Genomic DNA, 16,974 nt, shown 5'->3' with positions numbered 1-16,974 from the left:
GCTTCAGCAACTCTCTCTCAGACACAGACTGGACGCGATGGGCTTTTGATCGCGCCAGTCTCCGCCATTCAGGCGCTCCAGTAACGCTTTCCCGGCTTCAATTCCAATCTTACGATGCGGCACCGCCATGGTCGTCAGCGGCGGCTGACAGACGCGGCTCACGTCGCTATCGCCAAAGCCTACTACCGCCAGATCGTCCGGAACTTTGATTCGCCTGCGCTGGCACTCGTACAGCGCGCCGCACGCCAGCTCGTCAGAGACGCACACCAGCGCATCCAGCTCCGGCCAGGCCAGCAGGAACTCGGGCAGCTGTGCTGCACCGGTCGAGAAGCTCGGCGGCATCGCAGCGTTAATGACCCGGTTCGGCGACATATGGTGGCGAAGCATGGCTTTGTACCAGCCCTGCAGATGCTGCTGGAAAATCCACTGTTCCTGGTTGGCGCACAGCAGGCCTATGTTTTGGTAGCCGCGCTTAATCACCATTTCCGTGAGTTCATACATGGCCGCCACGTTATCAATCCCGATATTCATATCAATCGGATCGGCGCGCATGGCACCCATCTCCATCACCGGGATAGAGGCATTTTTCAGCCAGTGGCGAACGGTGTCGGTATGTTCAACGCTGAGCAGGATAGCGGCGGCAATATTCGACGCCAGAAGCGTCTCCAGCAACTTCTCCTCCTGCTCAAGACGATGCTGGGATTCTGCCAGCATGATCTGATATCCGGCAGGCTGTAGCACCTGCTGTAGCCCGGCGAACATCTCCGAGCAGCCGGCTTCGGAGAGGTTGGGCACTACCATGGCTATCGTCCATGACGACGCCGAGGCCAGCGCGCTGGCGGCAAGATTAGGCATATAACCCAGCTCCTGCACGGCAGCTTCAATTTTTTCACGTAGCTTATCGGAAACCTGTTCGGGCGTGCGGAGTGCACGGGACACGGTCATCGTGCCCACACCGGCAAGCTGTGCGACATCGGCGAGTGTCACTTTACCAGTACTGCGCCGTTTTCGGGTTAGAGACATACACCTTCCTGCTGACCAGACGCGTTCTTCTTTTCCTTCGTTTCACGTGACAGGCAGTATACGCCTTAAATCCCTTTTTTTGCTGTGATTTAGCAACGTGATTGCAATTTGATAGCGCTATCACATTTCTGCATGTTAACCATTGGTAGCGCTATCTTTGTGATCGCGATCGCAGTCAATCACTGATGCGTTGAATAAAGTTTGCTCATCTTAAGCGTGTAGCGGGAGTGAAAAGTGCTCAAAAAATGGATATATGATACAACCATCACGCTGCAGGAGAGCGTGGAAAACTGGCCGCAGGCGCTGGAGCTGTGCGCGAAGCCGCTGCTGGATTTGCAGGTGATTGAGCCTGAATACGTCACGGCCATCATCCAGCAGCACCACACGTTAGGACCTTATTATGTGCTGGCACCAGGGCTGGCGATGCCGCATGCGCGGCCGGAGGAAGGCGCCAAAGGACTGGGGTTGTCGTTATTAAAACTAAAACAGGGCGTCTCGTTTGGTGCCGGTGAGTTTGACCCTGTCAACGTCATTATTATGCTCGCGGCACCCGACAAAAATAGCCATATCGAGATGATCTCGTCGCTGGCAGAGTTATTTTCCAGCGATACCGATATGGACGAACTGCATCAGGTGAATACCCTGGAGGAAATTAAAACGATTATTAACCGCTTCTGATTTAATTCTTTAATCCGGTTTTTCACAACATTACGCGTCAGCGTGATGGGGCGTACTCTACTCAAAATAAGGGGACAACAATGAAAATCATGGCTATTTGCGGTTCTGGCCTGGGCAGTAGTTTTATGGTCGAAATGAATATTAAAAAGGTGCTCAAAAAGCTGGAGATTGAAGCTGAGGTTGAACACTCCGATCTCTCCTCAGCCACGCCGGGCGCGGCCGATCTGTTCGTGATGGCAAAAGACATTGCCGCCAGCGCCAGCGTGCCGGAAAGCCAGCTGGTGGTGATCAACAACATCATCGACATTAACGAACTTGAAGCGCAGCTGCGCGGCTGGTTCGAAAGACAATAACCCTGATAAGGCGAGGTGGATATGTTTATCCTTGAAACGCTGAATTTCGTTGTTGATATTTTAAAAGTCCCTTCGGTGCTGGTCGGTTTAATCGCGTTAATCGGTCTGGTTGCGCAGAAAAAAGCGTTTTCCGACGTGGTGAAAGGGACCATTAAAACCATCCTGGGCTTTATTGTGCTGGGCGGCGGCGCTACGGTGCTGGTCGGGTCATTAAATCCCTTAGGCGGGATGTTTGAACATGCCTTTACTATCCAGGGCATCATTCCAAACAATGAAGCGATAGTGTCCATTGCGCTGGAAAAATACGGTGCAGCGACCGCGCTGATTATGGCCTTCGGCATGGTGGCGAATATTATCGTCGCCCGCTTTACCCGCCTGAAGTATATCTTCCTGACCGGACACCACACGTTTTATATGGCGTGCATGATTGGCGTGATCCTGACGGTGGCGGGCTTTGAGGGCGTGGGGCTGGTCTTTACCGGCTCGTTGATCCTCGGCCTGATCATGGCCTTCTTCCCGGCGATTGCCCAGCGCTACATGAAGCGCATTACCGGCAACGATGAGATTGCCTTCGGCCACTTCGGCACGCTGGGCTACGTGCTGTCCGGCTGGATTGGCAGCAAGGTCGGCAAAGGCTCCCGCTCAACGGAAGAGATGAACCTGCCGAAGAACCTTAGCTTCCTGCGCGACAGCTCGATCTCCATCTCCCTGACCATGATGATTATCTACCTGATCATGGCGGTGAGCGCCGGGCGCGAGTACGTGGAGGCCACCTTCAGCGGCGGTCAGAACTACCTGGTCTACGCCATCATCATGGCGATTACCTTTGCGGCGGGCGTGTTCATCATCCTGCAGGGCGTACGCCTGATTCTGGCGGAAATCGTTCCGGCCTTTACCGGCTTCTCGGAAAAACTGGTACCCAATGCGCGTCCTGCGCTGGACTGCCCGGTGGTGTATCCCTATGCGCCAAACGCGGTACTGATTGGCTTCCTGTTCAGCTTCCTTGGCGGGATTGTGGGGTTGTTCATCTGCGGTCAGTTTAGCTGGGTGCTAATCCTCCCGGGCGTGGTGCCGCACTTCTTCACCGGCGCAACGGCGGGCGTGTTTGGTAACGCCACCGGCGGACGTCGCGGGGCGATGATTGGCGCTTTTGCTAACGGCCTGCTGATTACCTTCCTGCCGGTCCTGCTGCTGCCGGTGCTGGGCGCCATTGGCTTTGCCAACACCACCTTCTCTGACGCCGACTTCGGCGCGGTCGGGATTGTCCTCGGCAACCTGGCGCGCTTCCTCTCGCCGCTTGCCATCACCGGGCTGGTCGTGGCGCTGTTCGCGCTGCTGGTGGCGTACAACGTCTTCGCGAAAAACAAACCTGCGGGCGGTAACGCGCAGGAAAACACCGGAGCCAAATCATGAATGAGAAAGAGATAACCGAACTCGCGCGTCAGATCCGTCTTGAGACGCTGAAATCCCTGACGCAGCTCGGCTTTGGCCACTATGGCGGCAGCATGTCGGTGGTCGAAACCCTGGCCGTGCTGTACGGCGCGGTGATGAAAATCGACCCGGCGGATCCGGACTGGCCGGAGCGAGACTACTTTGTCCTGTCGAAAGGCCATGCGGGCCCAGCGCTCTACAGTACCCTGGCGATCAAGGGCTACTTCCCGACAGAAGAGCTGAGCACGCTGAACCAGAACGGCACGCGCCTGCCCAGCCACCCGGACCGCCTGAAAACGCGCGGCGTGGACGCCACCACCGGTTCGCTGGGGCAGGGGATTTCCATCGCGGGCGGCATGGCGCTGTCGCACAGGCTGGCCGGGCGACCGAATCGGGTCTTCTGCATCGTCGGCGATGGCGAGCTGAACGAAGGGCAGTGCTGGGAGGCGTTCCAGTTTATCGCCCACCATCGCCTGAACAACCTGACGGTATTTGTCGACTGGAACAAACAGCAGCTCGACGGCGAGCTGGACGAGATCATCAGCGCGTTTGACCTGGAGGGCAAATTCCGCGCCTTTGGCTTTGATGTGGTGACGGTGAAGGGGGACGACATTCCTGTGCTGCTGGAGGTGACGTCGCGGGTTCCGGCTGCTGATGCGCGTCCGTTAGTCGTCATACTCGACAGTATCAAAGGGCAGGGTGTGCCGTATCTGGAGCAGCTCAGCAACTCGCACCACCTGCGATTGACCGCGGAGAGCAAAGCGGCCCTCAACGAGACGATTCGCCAACTGGAGGCTTCACATGATTAAGGTTGCACCGGCAGGACAGAAAGACGCCGTTGAGATGCGTAAAGTTTACGCTGGCTTCGTGGCAAAGCAGATTGAGGCCGGAAGTGACATCATTGCGCTCGAAGCAGACCTGATGAGCTCAATGGCGATGGACGGCGTGGCGCGCGATTATCCGCAGCACGTGATTAACTGCGGCATTATGGAGGCCAACGTCATTGGCACCGCGGCGGGGCTGTCGCTGACCGGACGCAAGCCGTTCGTGCACACCTTCACCGCGTTTGCCAGCCGTCGCTGCTTTGACCAGCTGTTTATGTCCCTGGACTATCAGCGCAACAATGTGAAGGTGATTGCCTCGGACGCGGGCGTGACGGCCTGCCACAACGGCGGAACGCATATGTCGTTTGAGGATATGGGCATCGTACGCGGTCTGGCGCATTCGGTGGTGCTGGAGGTGACCGACGCGGTGATGTTCGAGGACGTGCTGCGCCAGCTTATCGACCTTGAAGGCTTCTACTGGGTGCGGACCATTCGTAAGCAGGCGCCGAGCGTGTATGCCCCGGGCTCCACCTTCACCATCGGCAAAGGCAACGTGCTGCGTGAAGGAACCGATATTACGCTGATTGCCAACGGCATCATGGTGGCGGAAGCGCTGGAAGCGGCGCGCCAGCTTGAGCAGGAGGGCGTCAGCGCGGCGGTCATCGACATGTTTACCCTGAAGCCCATCGACCGGATGCTGGTGAAAAACTACGCCGAGAAAACCGGACGCATCGTCACCTGTGAAAACCACAGCATTCACAACGGCCTGGGGTCGGCGGTGGCGGAAGTGCTGGTGGAAACCTGCCCGGTGCCGATGCGGCGGGTGGGCGTCAAGGAGCGCTACGGTCAGGTAGGGACGCAGGATTTCCTGCAGAAGGAATATGGCCTGACGGCACATGACATTGTGTCGGCGGCGCGCGAGTTGCTGTAAATAAAAAAGGCGACCGGTTAAGTGGTCGCCTTTCTTGCCGGATGGCGCTTCGCTTATCCGGCCTACAAAACCGTAGGCCCGGTAAGCGCTAGCGCCACCGGGCTTTTTAACATTACTGCTGCTGCGAAGACTGAATCGCGGTCAGAGCGATGGTATAGACGATATCGTCAACCAGCGCGCCACGGGACAGGTCGTTCACAGGTTTGCGCATCCCTTGCAGCATCGGCCCGATGGAGATCAGGTCTGCAGAACGCTGTACCGCTTTGTAGGTGGTGTTACCGGTGTTCAGATCCGGGAAGATGAACACGGTAGCGCGACCTGCAACCGGCGAGTTCGGCGCTTTGGATTTCGCAACGTCAGCCATAACCGCGGCGTCATACTGCAGCGGGCCGTCGATCATCAGATCAGGACGTTTTTCCTGAGCAATACGGGTCGCTTCACGCACTTTCTCTACGTCGCTACCTGCACCAGAAGTACCGGTGGAGTAGGAGAGCATCGCTACGCGCGGTTCGATACCGAAGGCAATCGCAGAGTCCGCGGACTGGATAGCGATCTCAGCCAGCTGTTCTGCAGTTGGATCCGGGTTGATCGCGCAGTCGCCGTAAACGTAAACCTGTTCAGGCAGCAGCATGAAGAACACGGAAGACACCAGAGAGCTGCCTGGCGCGGTTTTGATCAGCTGCAGCGGTGGACGGATGGTGTTCGCCGTGGTGTGAACCGCACCGGAAACCAGACCGTCAACTTCGTCCTGCTCCAGCATCAGCGTGCCCAGCACCACGTTGTCTTCCAGCTGCTCACGCGCAACGGCTTCGGTCATGCCCTTGCTCTTACGCAGCTCAACCAGACGGGCAACGTAGCTTTCGCGAACCACTTCAGGGTCAACGATTTCGATGCCTGCGCCCAGCTCAACGCCCTGAGAGGCCGCTACGCGGTTGATCTCATCCGGGTTACCCAGCAGAACACAGGTCGCGATGCCGCGCTCTGCACAGATAGCAGCCGCTTTAACGGTACGTGGTTCGTCGCCTTCTGGCAGAACAACGCGTTTGCCTGCTTTACGCGCCAGCTCGGTCAGCTGGTAACGGAATGCTGGAGGAGACAGACGACGGCTGCGCTCGGAGGTCGCCGTCAGGGATTCGACCCAATCTGCGTTGATGTAGCCTGCAACGTATTCCTGAACTTTCTCAATACGCTCGTGGTCATCAACCGGCACTTCCAGGTTGAAGCTCTGCAGGCTCAGGGAGGTCTGCCAGGTGTTGGTGTTCACCATGAAGACCGGCAGGCCGGTGGCGAACGCGCGTTCGCACAGCTTGCTGACGCGTGGGTCCATCTCGTAGGCACCGGTCAGCAGGATCGCACCGATTTCCACGCCGTTCATCGCGGCCAGGCAGGCTGCAACCAGCACGTCAGGGCGGTCTGCGGAAGTCACCAGCAGGGAACCTGCGCGGAAGTGTTCCAGCATGTGCGGAATGCTGCGCGCACAGAAGGTCACGGACTTCACGCGGCGGGTGTTGATGTCGCCTTCGTTAACCACGGTGGCGTTCAGGTGACGTGCCATATCGATTGCACGGGTGGCAATCAGATCGAAGCTCCATGGCACCGCGCCCAGTACTGGCAGCGGGCTGGATTCCTGCAGCTTAGCCGGGTCAACTTTGATGACTTTCGCTTTTGACGAGTCGTCGAAGATCTCGGACAGGTCAGGGCGAGTACGACCCTGCTCATCCACCGGTGCGTTCAGTTTGTTCACGATCACGCCGGTGATGTTGGTGTTTTTCGCGCCGCCGAAGCTGCTGCGCGTCAGTTCGATACGCTCATTCAGCTGCTCTGGGGTGTCGGTGCCCTGAGACATCACGAAAACGATCTCTGCGTTCAGGGTTTTCGCGATTTCAAAGTTCAGAGACTGGGCGAACTGGTGTTTGCGCGTCGGGACCAGGCCTTCAACCAGCACCACTTCCGCGTCTTGCGCGTTAGCATGGTAGTTGGCGATGATCTCTTCCATCAGCACATCTTTCTGGTTGCTGGACAGCAGAGACTCAACGTGGCTCATCTTCAGCGGTTCAGCCGCTGGCAGATTGGAATTCTTGCGAACGATGGTGGTGGTCTGGTCTGGCGCATCGCCACCGGCACGTGGCTGGGCGATTGGCTTAAAGACGCTCAGACGAACGCCTTTGCGTTCCATAGCACGGATAACGCCAAGGCTGACGCTGGTCAGGCCGACGCTGGTTCCGGTAGGGATCAGCATAATAGTACGGGACACGGTTTATCCTCTTTCGTTACCGCCCAAATGTAGCGGGTTACAAAACAGCACCGCCAGCATTGCTGGCGGTGTGGAATCAGGCAGTCAGGCGGTGCGCGTCTTGCGCAATGACCAGCTCTTCGTTAGTTGGGATAACGATAGCCGGGCGGGTGCCTTCTTTGTTGATGAAGCCAGACTTGCCGAAGCGGGCAGCCAGGTTACGCTCGTGATCAACTTCGAAGCCCAGAACGCCAAGTTTACCCAGGGACAGTTCACGAACCATCGCTGCGTTCTCACCGATACCACCGGTGAAGATAACCGCGTCCAGACGGCCTTCCATCAGCGCAGTATAAGAACCGATGTACTTCGCCAGACGGTGGCAGTAAACGTCCATTGCACGTTTAGCGTCTTCTTTGTCTGCGTAGTTGTCTTCAACATAACGGCAGTCGCTGGTGACTTCGGTCAGACCCAGCAGGCCAGACTCTTTGGTCAGCATTTTGTTGATCTGGTCAACGCTCATGCCCAGGGTGTCGTGCAGGTGGAAGATGATCGCCGGATCGATGTCACCGGAACGCGTACCCATCACCAGACCTTCCAGCGGGGTCAGACCCATGGAGGTATCAACACATTTACCGTTACGGATAGCAGAAACAGAACCACCGTTGCCCAGGTGGCAAGTGATGATGTTCACTTCTTCAACCGGCTTGTTCAGCACTTTTGCCGCTTCCTGAGTTACATAGAAGTGGCTGGTGCCGTGTGCGCCATAACGACGTACGCCGTGTTCTTTGTACAGGCTGTACGGCAGGGCATAGAGGTAAGATTCTTCCGGCATGGTCTGATGGAACGCGGTGTCGAACACGGCCACGTTTTTGTCTTTCAGATTCGGGAAGGATTTCAGCGCTTCAGCGATACCGATCAGGTGAGCCGGGTTGTGCAGCGGTGCGAAGGATGCAGAGTCTTTGATACCCTGAATCACAGACTCGTCGATAACGACAGAGCTGGTGTATTTTTCGCCGCCGTGGACGATACGGTGACCAATCGCAGTCAGCTGAGCAGACAGTTCTGGTTTTTGTGCCAGAATAGTGTTAACGATAAAGTTCAGCGCTTCACTGTGAGCGGCGCCTGCACCTAAAGCCGCTTCTTGTTTGCTGCCGTCCATCTTCCACTTGATACGTGCTTCAGGCAGATGGAAACATTCGGCCAAACCAGAGAGGTATTCGTCACCGTTGAGCGCATCGATGATGGCGAATTTCAGTGAGGAGCTACCGCAGTTCAGAACCAGTACTAACTTACTCGACATGGAAGTACCTATTATTGATACGTGGCTAAAAAAACGTCAGTGAGTCTAACAGCGTAACGCATGATGACTCAGACATTTATGATTAACATCATGCCAAACGAACATTGTGGCATGATGGAAGAAATAACTATGATTTTATGCCATTTTGCACAATTTTCAGCCAATGGCATAATATGCAATAATTTGACGAGTTAATGATTCTCGTCTATGGCCCTATCAGGCTGGCACAGGATACCCGATACGGGGTAGAGATGACAAAATATTTTGAACGTTGTCATAGCTTGTTGTGGTTTTGCACGAAAATTTTAATTTTTATATGTGAAGTTGAGGTACAGCCATGTCGACACCAGAGAACCCGTCCGTAAATTTCTTTAGTCTGTTTCGTCGGGGACAGCATTACGCAAAGACGTGGCCGATGGAAAAGCGCCTTGCGCCTATGTTTATTGAGAATCGCACCATCCGCGCCACGCGCTATGCGATTCGCTTTATGCCGCCTGTCGCTATCTTTACGCTGTGCTGGCAGATTGCGTTGGGTGGGCAGCTTGGACCTGCGGTCGCCACGGCGCTCTTCGCATTAAGCCTGCCGATGCAGGGACTGTGGTGGTTAGGTAAACGGTCCATCACCCCACTTCCTCCTTCTATTTTACACTGGTTTTATGAAGTGCGCGGTAAGCTGGAAGAGGCCGGGCAGGCGCTCGCCCCGGTGGAAGGCAAGCCGGATTACCAGGCGCTGGCGGACACGTTAAAGCGTGCTTTTAAGCAACTCGATAAAACATTCCTCGATGACTTGTGATTGATCATCGAAACGACGACGAAAAGAAGGCACAGTAACAATCAGTTACCGTGTCTTTTTTTTAAGTGCAATGCGCTACAGGAGTCGAAAGATGGAAATGACCCATGCTCAACGTCTGATTTTGTCCAATCAGTACAAAATGATGACTATGCTTGATCCCGATAACGCTGCGCGCTACAGCCGCCTGCAGACCATCGTCGAACGCGGTTTTGGTTTGCAAATGCGCGAACTGGACCGCGAGTTTGGCGAGCTGAAAGAAGAAACCTGCCGCATCGTGATCGACATTATGGAGATGTATCACGCCCTGCACGTCTCCTGGACGAATCTCAAAGATCAGCAGTCCATTGACGAGCGCCGCGTGACCTTCTTAGGCTTTGATGCGGCAACGGAAGCGCGTTATCTGAGCTATGTTCGCTTTATGGTGAATACGGAAGGGCGCTATACCCACTTTGACGCGGGCACCCACGGCTTCAACGCGCAGACTCCGATGTGGGATAAATATCAGCGTATGCTGAGCGCGTGGCATGCCTGCCCGCGTCAGTACCATTTAAGCAGCAACGAAATTCAACAAATCATTAATGCCTGACGGAGGTGCGTGTGCAGTGTAGAGGTTTTCTGTTTGATCTGGACGGTACGCTGGTGGATTCGCTGCCGGTTGTGGAGCGTTCCTGGTGCCATTGGGCTGACAGACATGGCATCGACCATCAGGACGTGCTGAATTTTATCCATGGCAAACAGGCCATTACCTCGTTACGGCACTTCCTGGCCGGACGTTCTGAGGAAGAAATTCAGGCGGAGTTCAAATACCTGGAACACATTGAAGCCACGGATACGGACGGCATTACTGCGTTACCGGGCGCGCGCGAGCTGCTTGAGCATCTGAACGAGGCGCAGATCCCGTGGGCTATCGTCACCTCAGGCTCCATTCCGGTTGCCCACGCCCGTCATAAGGCAGCTGGTTTACCGAAACCGGAAGTGTTTATCACCGCGGAGCGCGTTAAGCGCGGCAAACCTGAACCCGATGCATTTTTACTGGGGGCTGAACTGCTGGGCCTCGACCCCGCAGAGTGTGTGGTGGTGGAAGACGCGGCCGCTGGCGTACTGGCCGGGCTGAACGCAGGAAGTCACGTCATCGCCGTTAACGTTCCGGCCGGATCTCCCCGGCTGGACGAGGCAGATTTGGTGCTGGATTCACTGACGGCCCTGTCTGTTTCAAAAGCCTCTGACGGAGTTGTAACCGTCTCGCTAAAAGTGTAATCCCATGATATGGCCCCACATTGCTGGGGCTTTTTTATGGCAAAATTCCTCATCTTCCACTGACAAGGATAAGTTGTGAACGGTGAACTGATTTGGGTCCTGAGCCTGCTTTTAATCGCCATCCTTCTTTTTGCAACGGGCAAGGTACGCATGGACGCCGTCGCCCTGTTTGTCATCGTCGCGTTTGTGCTGAGCGGTACGCTCACGCTACCGGAAGCCTTCTCCGGATTTAGCGATCCCAACGTTATCCTCATTGCCGCCCTGTTTATCATCGGGGATGGGCTGGTGCGCACCGGTGTGGCGACCATCATGGGGTCGTGGCTGGTGAAGGTGGCGGGCAACAGCGAAACCAAAATGCTGATCTACCTGATGGTGACCGTCGCCGGGCTGGGGGCGTTTATGAGCTCCACGGGCGTGGTCGCCATCTTTATCCCGGTGGTGCTGAGCGTCTCCATGCGGATGCAGAGCTCGCCGTCACGCCTGATGATGCCTCTGAGTTTTGCCGGTTTGATCAGCGGCATGATGACGCTGGTGGCAACGCCGCCGAACCTGGTCGTCAACAGCGAACTGATCCGCGAAGGATTTGAGGGCTTCAGCTTTTTCAGCGTCACCCCGCTGGGGCTGGTCATTCTGGTGTTGGGCGTGGTCTACATGCTGCTGACCCGGTTTGCCCTAAAAGGTGAAAAACAGGACAAAAACAAAGAAGGGTGGAAGCGACGCACCTTCCGCGATTTGATTAAAGAGTACCGCCTTACCGGGCGCGCGCGCCGTCTGGCTATTCGTCCTGGCTCGCCGATGGTGGGGCAGCGGCTGGATGACCTGAAGCTGCGTGAGCGCTATGGCGCGAATGTGATCGGCGTAGAGCGCTGGCGTCGTTTTCGCCGGGTGATTGTCAACGTCAACGGGGTGTCGGAATTCCGCGCACGGGACGTCCTCCTGATTGATATGTCCACTGCGGACGTGGATCTGCGCGAGTTTTGCAGCGAACAGCTGCTGGAACCAATGGTGCTGCGTGGGGAGTATTTCTCCGATCAGGCGCTGGATGTTGGCATGGCCGAGGTGTCGCTGATCCCTGAATCGGAACTGTTGGGCAAAACCGTGCGGGAAATGGGGTTCCGAACCCGCTATGGCCTGAATGTCGTGGGGCTGAAGCGCGATGGCGTAGCGATGGAAGGGGCGGTGGTGGATGAACCGATCCTGCTGGGCGATATTTTTCTCGTCGTCGGTAACTGGAAGCTCATTAGCCAGCTCGGACAAAAAGGGCGTGACTTTGTGGTGCTCAACATGCCTGTTGAGGAGAGCGATGCCTCCCCGGCGCACAGCCAGGCCCCCCACGCGATTTTTTGTCTGGTGCTGATGGTGGCGCTGATGCTGACCGATGAGATCCCCAATCCGGTCGCCGCAATCATTGCCTGTCTGTTGATGGGTAAATTCCGCTGTATTGACGCCGAAAGCGCCTATAAAGCCATTCACTGGCCGAGCATCATTCTCATTGTCGGGATGATGCCCTTCGCCCTGGCGCTGCAAAAAACCGGCGGGGTGGATCTGATCGTTAAAGGCTTAATGGACGTGGGCGGCGGGTATGGGCCGTACATGATGATGGTCTGCCTGTTTATCATGTGCGCCACTATCGGTCTGTTTATCTCCAATACCGCGACGGCGGTACTGATGGCGCCGATTGCACTGGCGATGGCCAAATCCATGGGCGTGTCGCCGTATCCTTTTGCGATGATGGTCGCAATGGCGGCCTCAGCGGCATTTATGACGCCAGTTTCTTCACCTGTGAACACGCTGGTGCTGGGGCCGGGGAACTACACATTCAGTGATTTCGTGAAGCTGGGCGTGCCGTTCACCGTGCTGGTGATGGTGGTATGCGTGATATTGATACCGGTTCTGTTCCCGTTCTGAGCATTTTGCCGGGTGGCGGCTACGCCTAACCCGGCCTACAACCCCGTAGGCCCTGCAAGCGCAGCGCCGCTGGGCGACAGTCAGAGGGGAGAATCCTGGCTAATCTCATCCAGCGATAGATGGAAGCTCGGCACAAACACCTGCATAAAGTAATCCATCTCTTCGCTGCGGCGGGATTCCAGTGTTTTTTCCAGACGCGTTTTTGCCAGTAAAAATTCGTTATTCCCCGCGGACAGCTCTTCCAGACACTTGAGGTAGGCGCAGAGCGCGTCGGCCTGTTTGACCAGCGACTTTTCATCTTCCGTGTATTGATGCTCATCGATGAGCGGCTCAAAGATGTCGCGCAGTTCTTCGGGCACCATCTCAATCAGCTTCTGCTGGGCAATTTTCTCGATGGCCTTATATTCCTGCGCAATCTGCGAGTTGAAATACTTTACCGGCGTAGGCAGGTCGCCGGTCAGCACTTCTGACGCATCGTGGTACATCGCCAGCAGGGCAATGCGCTCTGGATTGACCTGACCGTTGAATTTGCGGTTTTTAATGGCGGCCAGCGCGTGAGCGACCATCGCAACCTGCAGACTGTGCTCTGACACATTTTCCGTGCGGACATTGCGCATCAGCGGCCAGCGGTTGATGAGTTTCAGGCGGGAGAGGTGGGCAAAGAAATGACTCTGACTCATAGGGTACCTTTTGTCTTCACTGCGACAGGCGTTCATTGTGCGGGGAGGGGAGGGAAGATGCAAATCAGGCTACCGAAGTAGCCTGATTTTAAGATTACTGATGGTATCCGGAGAGGAAGCGCCCGAAGCGGCTGATGGCCATTTCCAGATCATCTTCGCGCGGCAGCGTCACGATACGCACGTGATCCGGCCACGGCCAGTTAAACGCCGTACCCTGAACCAGCAGCACTTTTTCCTGCAGCAGGAAATCGAGCACCATTTTCTGGTCGTCATGAATATTGAAGCGCTTCGCGTCAATTTTCGGGAACATGTAGAGCGCGCCATTCGGCTTCACGCAGGAGACGCCCGGAATATCGTTGATCAGTTCCCACGCACGGTTGCGCTGTTCGTACAGGCGACCACCGGGAACGATGAACTCGCTAATGCTCTGATAGCCACCCAGCGCCGTCTGGATCGCGTGCTGCGCCGGAACGTTGGCGCATAAACGCATGGAGGCCAGCATCTCCAGCCCTTCAATATAGCCTTTGGCGTGCTTTTTCGGACCGTTCAGTACCATCCAGCCCTGACGGAAACCGGCCACGCGATAGGTTTTAGACAGGCCGTTAAAGGTGACGGTCAGCAGATCCGGGGCCAGCGCAGCGATTGAGTGGTGCTGTGCCGCGTCGTACAGGATCTTGTCGTAGATTTCGTCGGCGAAAATGATCAGGTTGTGCTGACGGGCCAGCTCGACGATCTCCATCAGCAGCTCTTTCGAGTATACCGCGCCCGTTGGGTTGTTCGGGTTAATGATCACGATGCCGCGCGTGCGGGGCGTAATTTTCGCGCGAATATCATCGAGGTCCGGGAACCAGTCAGAGGACTCGTCGCACAGGTAGTGCACCGCTTTACCGCTGGACAGTGACACGGCTGCCGTCCACAGCGGATAGTCCGGCGCGGGTACCAGCATTTCGTCACCGCTGTTCAGCAGTGCCTGCATCGCCTGCACGATCAGTTCGGAGACGCCGTTGCCGATATAGATATCTTCAACGGTAACATCACGCATACCGCGTGCCTGGTAGTGCTGCATGATGGCTTTACGTGCGGAGTAAAGTCCTTTTGAATCGCAATAGCCTTGTGCAGTAGGAAGGTTGCGGATCACATCAACCAGAATTTCATCCGGCGCTTCAAAACCAAATGGCGCTGGGTTACCAATGTTGAGTTTCAGAACCTTGTTGCCTTCTTCTTCAAGGCGTTTTGCCTCTTTCAGAACCGGGCCGCGGATGTCATAACAGACGTTATCTAGCTTGCTGGATTTTTCGATAGGGGACATGAACCTTTAACCTTTTCGCTATGATTGCCACTCCCTGCCGTGGAAGTCAGCACGGAATAATGTACTCCCCCCTCGCTTCGTTTTGAAGGGTGTGCAGTAGAAGATTTTGTGCCGGGAGCAAAATTTTGATAAATCTTTTTCTCTGGGTGTATGCTTTTATGCTGGCTTAAAGTTGTGCGCACGGTGCCATATTGGGTTAAATGTGCTATTCATTTGTCAAAATTGTGTATATTGTGCTGGTAAAAATAGGTGGAAAGCAGGACAAAGGTGGCAATCACCTTGAGTGACATTTCGTTAAACCTGAATGCTTGATACCTGTTTCTGTAATAGCATGCTGTGGCTAAAAGTTACTCATGTGAAATTAATGTTAAGTGCCATTAATGAATGGTCTTAATCTAAATTAAAATTTATTTATTATTAACCTAAAAAATGCAACTTTAGTTAATTCTAATAAAATTAGTTTAGAAGCTTAACATTCTTCTTTAATCCTCAATATTGCAATAAGACTTATAAATAAAGTGGATTTGGGTTAAGATGTCTTCCAGGAAAGCAGAGTGCAGATACACGTTTTTTGTATATCTGTGACTGGTTTTCCTCATTAATTGATTGTTATTGTTGGAGTTATCTCTGGCTGGAATGTGTCGAACATCTCCTGCTACGTTGACAGCGCTGCGATACAGATGGCAGAAAAGGTGTTATACCTTTAATGTAATTTACATAAACCTGCGAACATCTAAATATCCTGAACGTTTAAGAGAATAAAAATAACGTCATGAAACGTGCTTTCTGACTGTTGATATAAAGCAGCACAATAACTATCTGTCAGGCAGTCTGCCGGGCCGGGATGCGAGGGAAAATCTTCAGAGGGAATTGCTTAACTGTACACACACAGCTTCAACCCGGGCAGCTCCGCACGAGCAACCTGAAAGTGAATAGATATGATAAATGCAAATCGTCCGATAATGAATCTCGACCTCGATCTGCTGAGAACGTTTGTTGCGGTCGCCGATCTCAACACTTTTGCAGCCGCTGCTGCCGCCGTTTGCCGAACTCAGTCTGCCGTCAGCCAGCAAATGCAGCGGCTGGAGCAACTGGTTGGTAAAGAGCTTTTTGCGCGTCATGGGCGTAATAAGCTCTTAACGGAACACGGTATTCAGCTTCTGGGTTATGCCAGGAAAATTCTTCGCTTTAATGATGAAGCATGTATGTCATTAATGTTTAGCAACCTTCAAGGGGTGCTAACGTTAGGCGCATCTGATGAGTCAGCGGATACTATATTGCCGTTTCTACTCAATCGTATTAGTTCGGTTTATCCGAAGCTTGCGCTGGACGTTAGCGTAAAGCGTAATGCCTTTATGGTTGAGATGTTAAATGAGAATAAAGTTGACCTGGTGGTCACCACGCATCGTCCCGGGCAGTTTGACTGCCTGACGCTGCGTACATCGCCTACGCACTGGTATTGCGCGGCCGAATATGTGCTGCAAAAAGGGGAGCCGGTTCCACTGGTCTTACTGGATGACCCGAGCCCGTTCCGCGATATGGTGCTCACGGCACTGAATGAGGCCAACATTCCGTGGCGTCTGGCGTATGTGGCTTCCACGCTGCCAGCGGTCCGTGCTGCCGTGAAGGCCGGTCTGGGTGTGACGGCCCGTCCGGTTGAGATGATGAGCCCCGATCTGCGCGTCCTGGGAAAATCCGATGGTCTTCCTGCGCTGCCGGATACGGAGTATCTGCTCTGCCACAATTCGTCCAGCCATAACGAGTTGGCCAAAGTGGTGTTCGAGGCGATGGAAAACTACCATAACCCGTGGCAGTTCGAACGCGTTACCTCCGAAGGGGGGGATGATTCCCTGATCGTTGAAGGGGATTTCGAGTGATCGATAGCTCAAAATTCTGGTAACAAAATGTAAGTGTAAAAAAAAGCCACTCGTGTGATTTTCACATGCAGTGGCTTTTTTTTAGCAAAAATATCCGCTTATGGCGTATGGGTTTTCAGGATACTTCATATTTATCAACATGCTAAATGCTTTTGCTTAAAACTTGTCCGTTTTCCGTTCTAACTTCAACCACCTACCTCCCATGTTAAAAAAACAGGAAATATGTTGCCGTTTTCCTGGTTGAATTAACAAAAGCGTGTCACAGATCAAGAAAATACTCCTATTTGGGGGGAGGAATCGTTGGCAAATCCTGTCAAAATAGGAGGGTTATTTTTTTTACTTCCGAAACGGACACGATTCAACAACATACATTTGAC

Annotated in this window: 15 protein-coding genes; 10 read left to right on the top strand and 5 right to left on the bottom strand. The window is 54.5% G+C overall.

Going from position 1 to position 16,974, the window contains the following annotated elements; genetic code table 11:
* Nucleotides 1-3: 3 nt before the first annotated feature.
* Nucleotides 4-1,023, bottom strand: coding sequence for a LacI family DNA-binding transcriptional regulator (locus GXP72_RS16030; protein ID WP_024908958.1), 1,020 nt, complete (start codon nucleotides 1,021-1,023; stop codon nucleotides 4-6).
* A gap of 234 nt (nucleotides 1,024-1,257) precedes the next feature.
* Here GXP72_RS16030 and GXP72_RS16025 point away from each other — a divergent pair, with 234 nt between their 5' ends.
* From GXP72_RS16025 to GXP72_RS16005, 5 genes are all read left to right on the top strand, one after another.
* A complete protein-coding gene (locus GXP72_RS16025; protein ID WP_090419968.1) occupies nucleotides 1,258-1,701 on the top strand; it encodes a PTS sugar transporter subunit IIA in 444 nt (147 codons plus the stop codon).
* An 80-nt stretch (nucleotides 1,702-1,781) separates the two neighbouring features.
* A complete protein-coding gene (locus GXP72_RS16020; protein WP_024908960.1) occupies nucleotides 1,782-2,054 on the top strand; it encodes a PTS sugar transporter subunit IIB in 273 nt (90 codons plus the stop codon).
* Nucleotides 2,055-2,075: 21 nt separating this feature from the next.
* A complete protein-coding gene (locus GXP72_RS16015; RefSeq protein ID WP_023312548.1) occupies nucleotides 2,076-3,467 on the top strand; it encodes a PTS ascorbate transporter subunit IIC in 1,392 nt (463 codons plus the stop codon).
* The gene (locus GXP72_RS16010; protein ID WP_024908961.1) at nucleotides 3,464-4,294 is read left to right on the top strand and encodes a transketolase; all 831 of its coding nucleotides are present in this window, start codon (nucleotides 3,464-3,466) and stop codon (nucleotides 4,292-4,294) included. Before GXP72_RS16015 ends, GXP72_RS16010 begins: the two co-directional genes overlap by 4 nt.
* Entirely contained in the window at nucleotides 4,287-5,240 is a 954-nt protein-coding gene (locus tag GXP72_RS16005; protein WP_090419965.1) for a transketolase family protein, read from the top strand. The genes GXP72_RS16010 and GXP72_RS16005 overlap by 8 nt, the downstream gene beginning before the upstream one ends.
* A 112-nt stretch (nucleotides 5,241-5,352) precedes the next feature.
* Here the strand turns inward: GXP72_RS16005 and pta are convergent, their stop codons facing one another.
* Both pta and ackA read right to left on the bottom strand, forming a co-directional pair.
* Entirely contained in the window at nucleotides 5,353-7,494 is a 2,142-nt protein-coding gene (pta, locus tag GXP72_RS16000) for a phosphate acetyltransferase (RefSeq protein WP_090419962.1), read from the bottom strand.
* Nucleotides 7,495-7,570: 76 nt separating this feature from the next.
* Nucleotides 7,571-8,773, bottom strand: coding sequence for an acetate kinase (gene ackA, locus GXP72_RS15995; RefSeq protein WP_208763110.1), 1,203 nt, complete (start codon nucleotides 8,771-8,773; stop codon nucleotides 7,571-7,573).
* Between the two features lie 337 nt (nucleotides 8,774-9,110).
* Here ackA and yfbV point away from each other — a divergent pair, with 337 nt between their 5' ends.
* The 4 genes from yfbV (at nucleotide 9,111) to GXP72_RS15975 (ending at nucleotide 12,731) form a co-directional block, all read left to right on the top strand.
* Nucleotides 9,111-9,566 (top strand): terminus macrodomain insulation protein YfbV, encoded by a 456-nt coding sequence (gene yfbV, locus GXP72_RS15990; protein WP_008502875.1) that lies wholly within the window; start codon nucleotides 9,111-9,113, stop codon nucleotides 9,564-9,566.
* Nucleotides 9,567-9,657: 91 nt separating this feature from the next.
* Nucleotides 9,658-10,152, top strand: coding sequence for a YfbU family protein (locus GXP72_RS15985; RefSeq protein WP_008502874.1), 495 nt, complete (start codon nucleotides 9,658-9,660; stop codon nucleotides 10,150-10,152).
* Between the two features lie 11 nt (nucleotides 10,153-10,163).
* The gene (locus GXP72_RS15980) at nucleotides 10,164-10,823 is read left to right on the top strand and encodes a sugar phosphatase (RefSeq protein WP_024908965.1); all 660 of its coding nucleotides are present in this window, start codon (nucleotides 10,164-10,166) and stop codon (nucleotides 10,821-10,823) included.
* Between the two features lie 75 nt (nucleotides 10,824-10,898).
* Nucleotides 10,899-12,731, top strand: coding sequence for an SLC13 family permease (locus GXP72_RS15975; RefSeq protein WP_090419959.1), 1,833 nt, complete (start codon nucleotides 10,899-10,901; stop codon nucleotides 12,729-12,731).
* An 80-nt stretch (nucleotides 12,732-12,811) separates the two neighbouring features.
* Here the strand turns inward: GXP72_RS15975 and yfbR are convergent, their stop codons facing one another.
* Nucleotides 12,812-13,411, bottom strand: a complete 600-nt coding sequence (yfbR, locus tag GXP72_RS15970; protein WP_090419955.1) for a 5'-deoxynucleotidase — start codon at nucleotides 13,409-13,411, stop codon at nucleotides 12,812-12,814.
* Between the two features lie 94 nt (nucleotides 13,412-13,505).
* Entirely contained in the window at nucleotides 13,506-14,720 is a 1,215-nt protein-coding gene (alaA, locus tag GXP72_RS15965; protein WP_008500204.1) for an alanine transaminase AlaA, read from the bottom strand.
* Between the two features lie 938 nt (nucleotides 14,721-15,658).
* Between alaA and lrhA the strand changes: the two genes are divergently transcribed.
* A complete protein-coding gene (gene lrhA, locus GXP72_RS15960) occupies nucleotides 15,659-16,597 on the top strand; it encodes a transcriptional regulator LrhA (protein WP_021241557.1) in 939 nt (312 codons plus the stop codon).
* The last annotated feature ends 377 nt before the right edge of the window (nucleotides 16,598-16,974 follow it).

The organism is Enterobacter sp. SES19 (genome assembly GCF_011765665.1).
In the GTDB taxonomy this organism is placed as follows: Bacteria; Pseudomonadota; Gammaproteobacteria; order Enterobacterales; family Enterobacteriaceae; genus Enterobacter; species Enterobacter pseudoroggenkampii.
This window is presented reverse-complemented; position numbering and strand designations above follow the sequence as displayed.

What these genes read in the sequence shown, in the direction of transcription:
- GXP72_RS16030 (WP_024908958.1), bottom strand. Translation starts at nt 1,023, where the DNA reads ATGTCTCTAACCCGAAAACGGCGCAGTACTGGTAAAGTGACACTCGCC.
- GXP72_RS16020 (WP_024908960.1), top strand. Translation starts at nt 1,782, where the DNA reads ATGAAAATCATGGCTATTTGCGGTTCTGGCCTGGGCAGTAGTTTTATG.
- GXP72_RS16015 (WP_023312548.1), top strand. Translation starts at nt 2,076, where the DNA reads ATGTTTATCCTTGAAACGCTGAATTTCGTTGTTGATATTTTAAAAGTC.
- GXP72_RS16010 (WP_024908961.1), top strand. Translation starts at nt 3,464, where the DNA reads ATGAATGAGAAAGAGATAACCGAACTCGCGCGTCAGATCCGTCTTGAG.
- GXP72_RS16005 (WP_090419965.1), top strand. Translation starts at nt 4,287, where the DNA reads ATGATTAAGGTTGCACCGGCAGGACAGAAAGACGCCGTTGAGATGCGT.
- ackA (WP_208763110.1), bottom strand. Translation starts at nt 8,773, where the DNA reads ATGTCGAGTAAGTTAGTACTGGTTCTGAACTGCGGTAGCTCCTCACTG.
- yfbV (WP_008502875.1), top strand. Translation starts at nt 9,111, where the DNA reads ATGTCGACACCAGAGAACCCGTCCGTAAATTTCTTTAGTCTGTTTCGT.
- GXP72_RS15985 (WP_008502874.1), top strand. Translation starts at nt 9,658, where the DNA reads ATGGAAATGACCCATGCTCAACGTCTGATTTTGTCCAATCAGTACAAA.
- yfbR (WP_090419955.1), bottom strand. Translation starts at nt 13,411, where the DNA reads ATGAGTCAGAGTCATTTCTTTGCCCACCTCTCCCGCCTGAAACTCATC.
- alaA (WP_008500204.1), bottom strand. Translation starts at nt 14,720, where the DNA reads ATGTCCCCTATCGAAAAATCCAGCAAGCTAGATAACGTCTGTTATGAC.
- lrhA (WP_021241557.1), top strand. Translation starts at nt 15,659, where the DNA reads ATGATAAATGCAAATCGTCCGATAATGAATCTCGACCTCGATCTGCTG.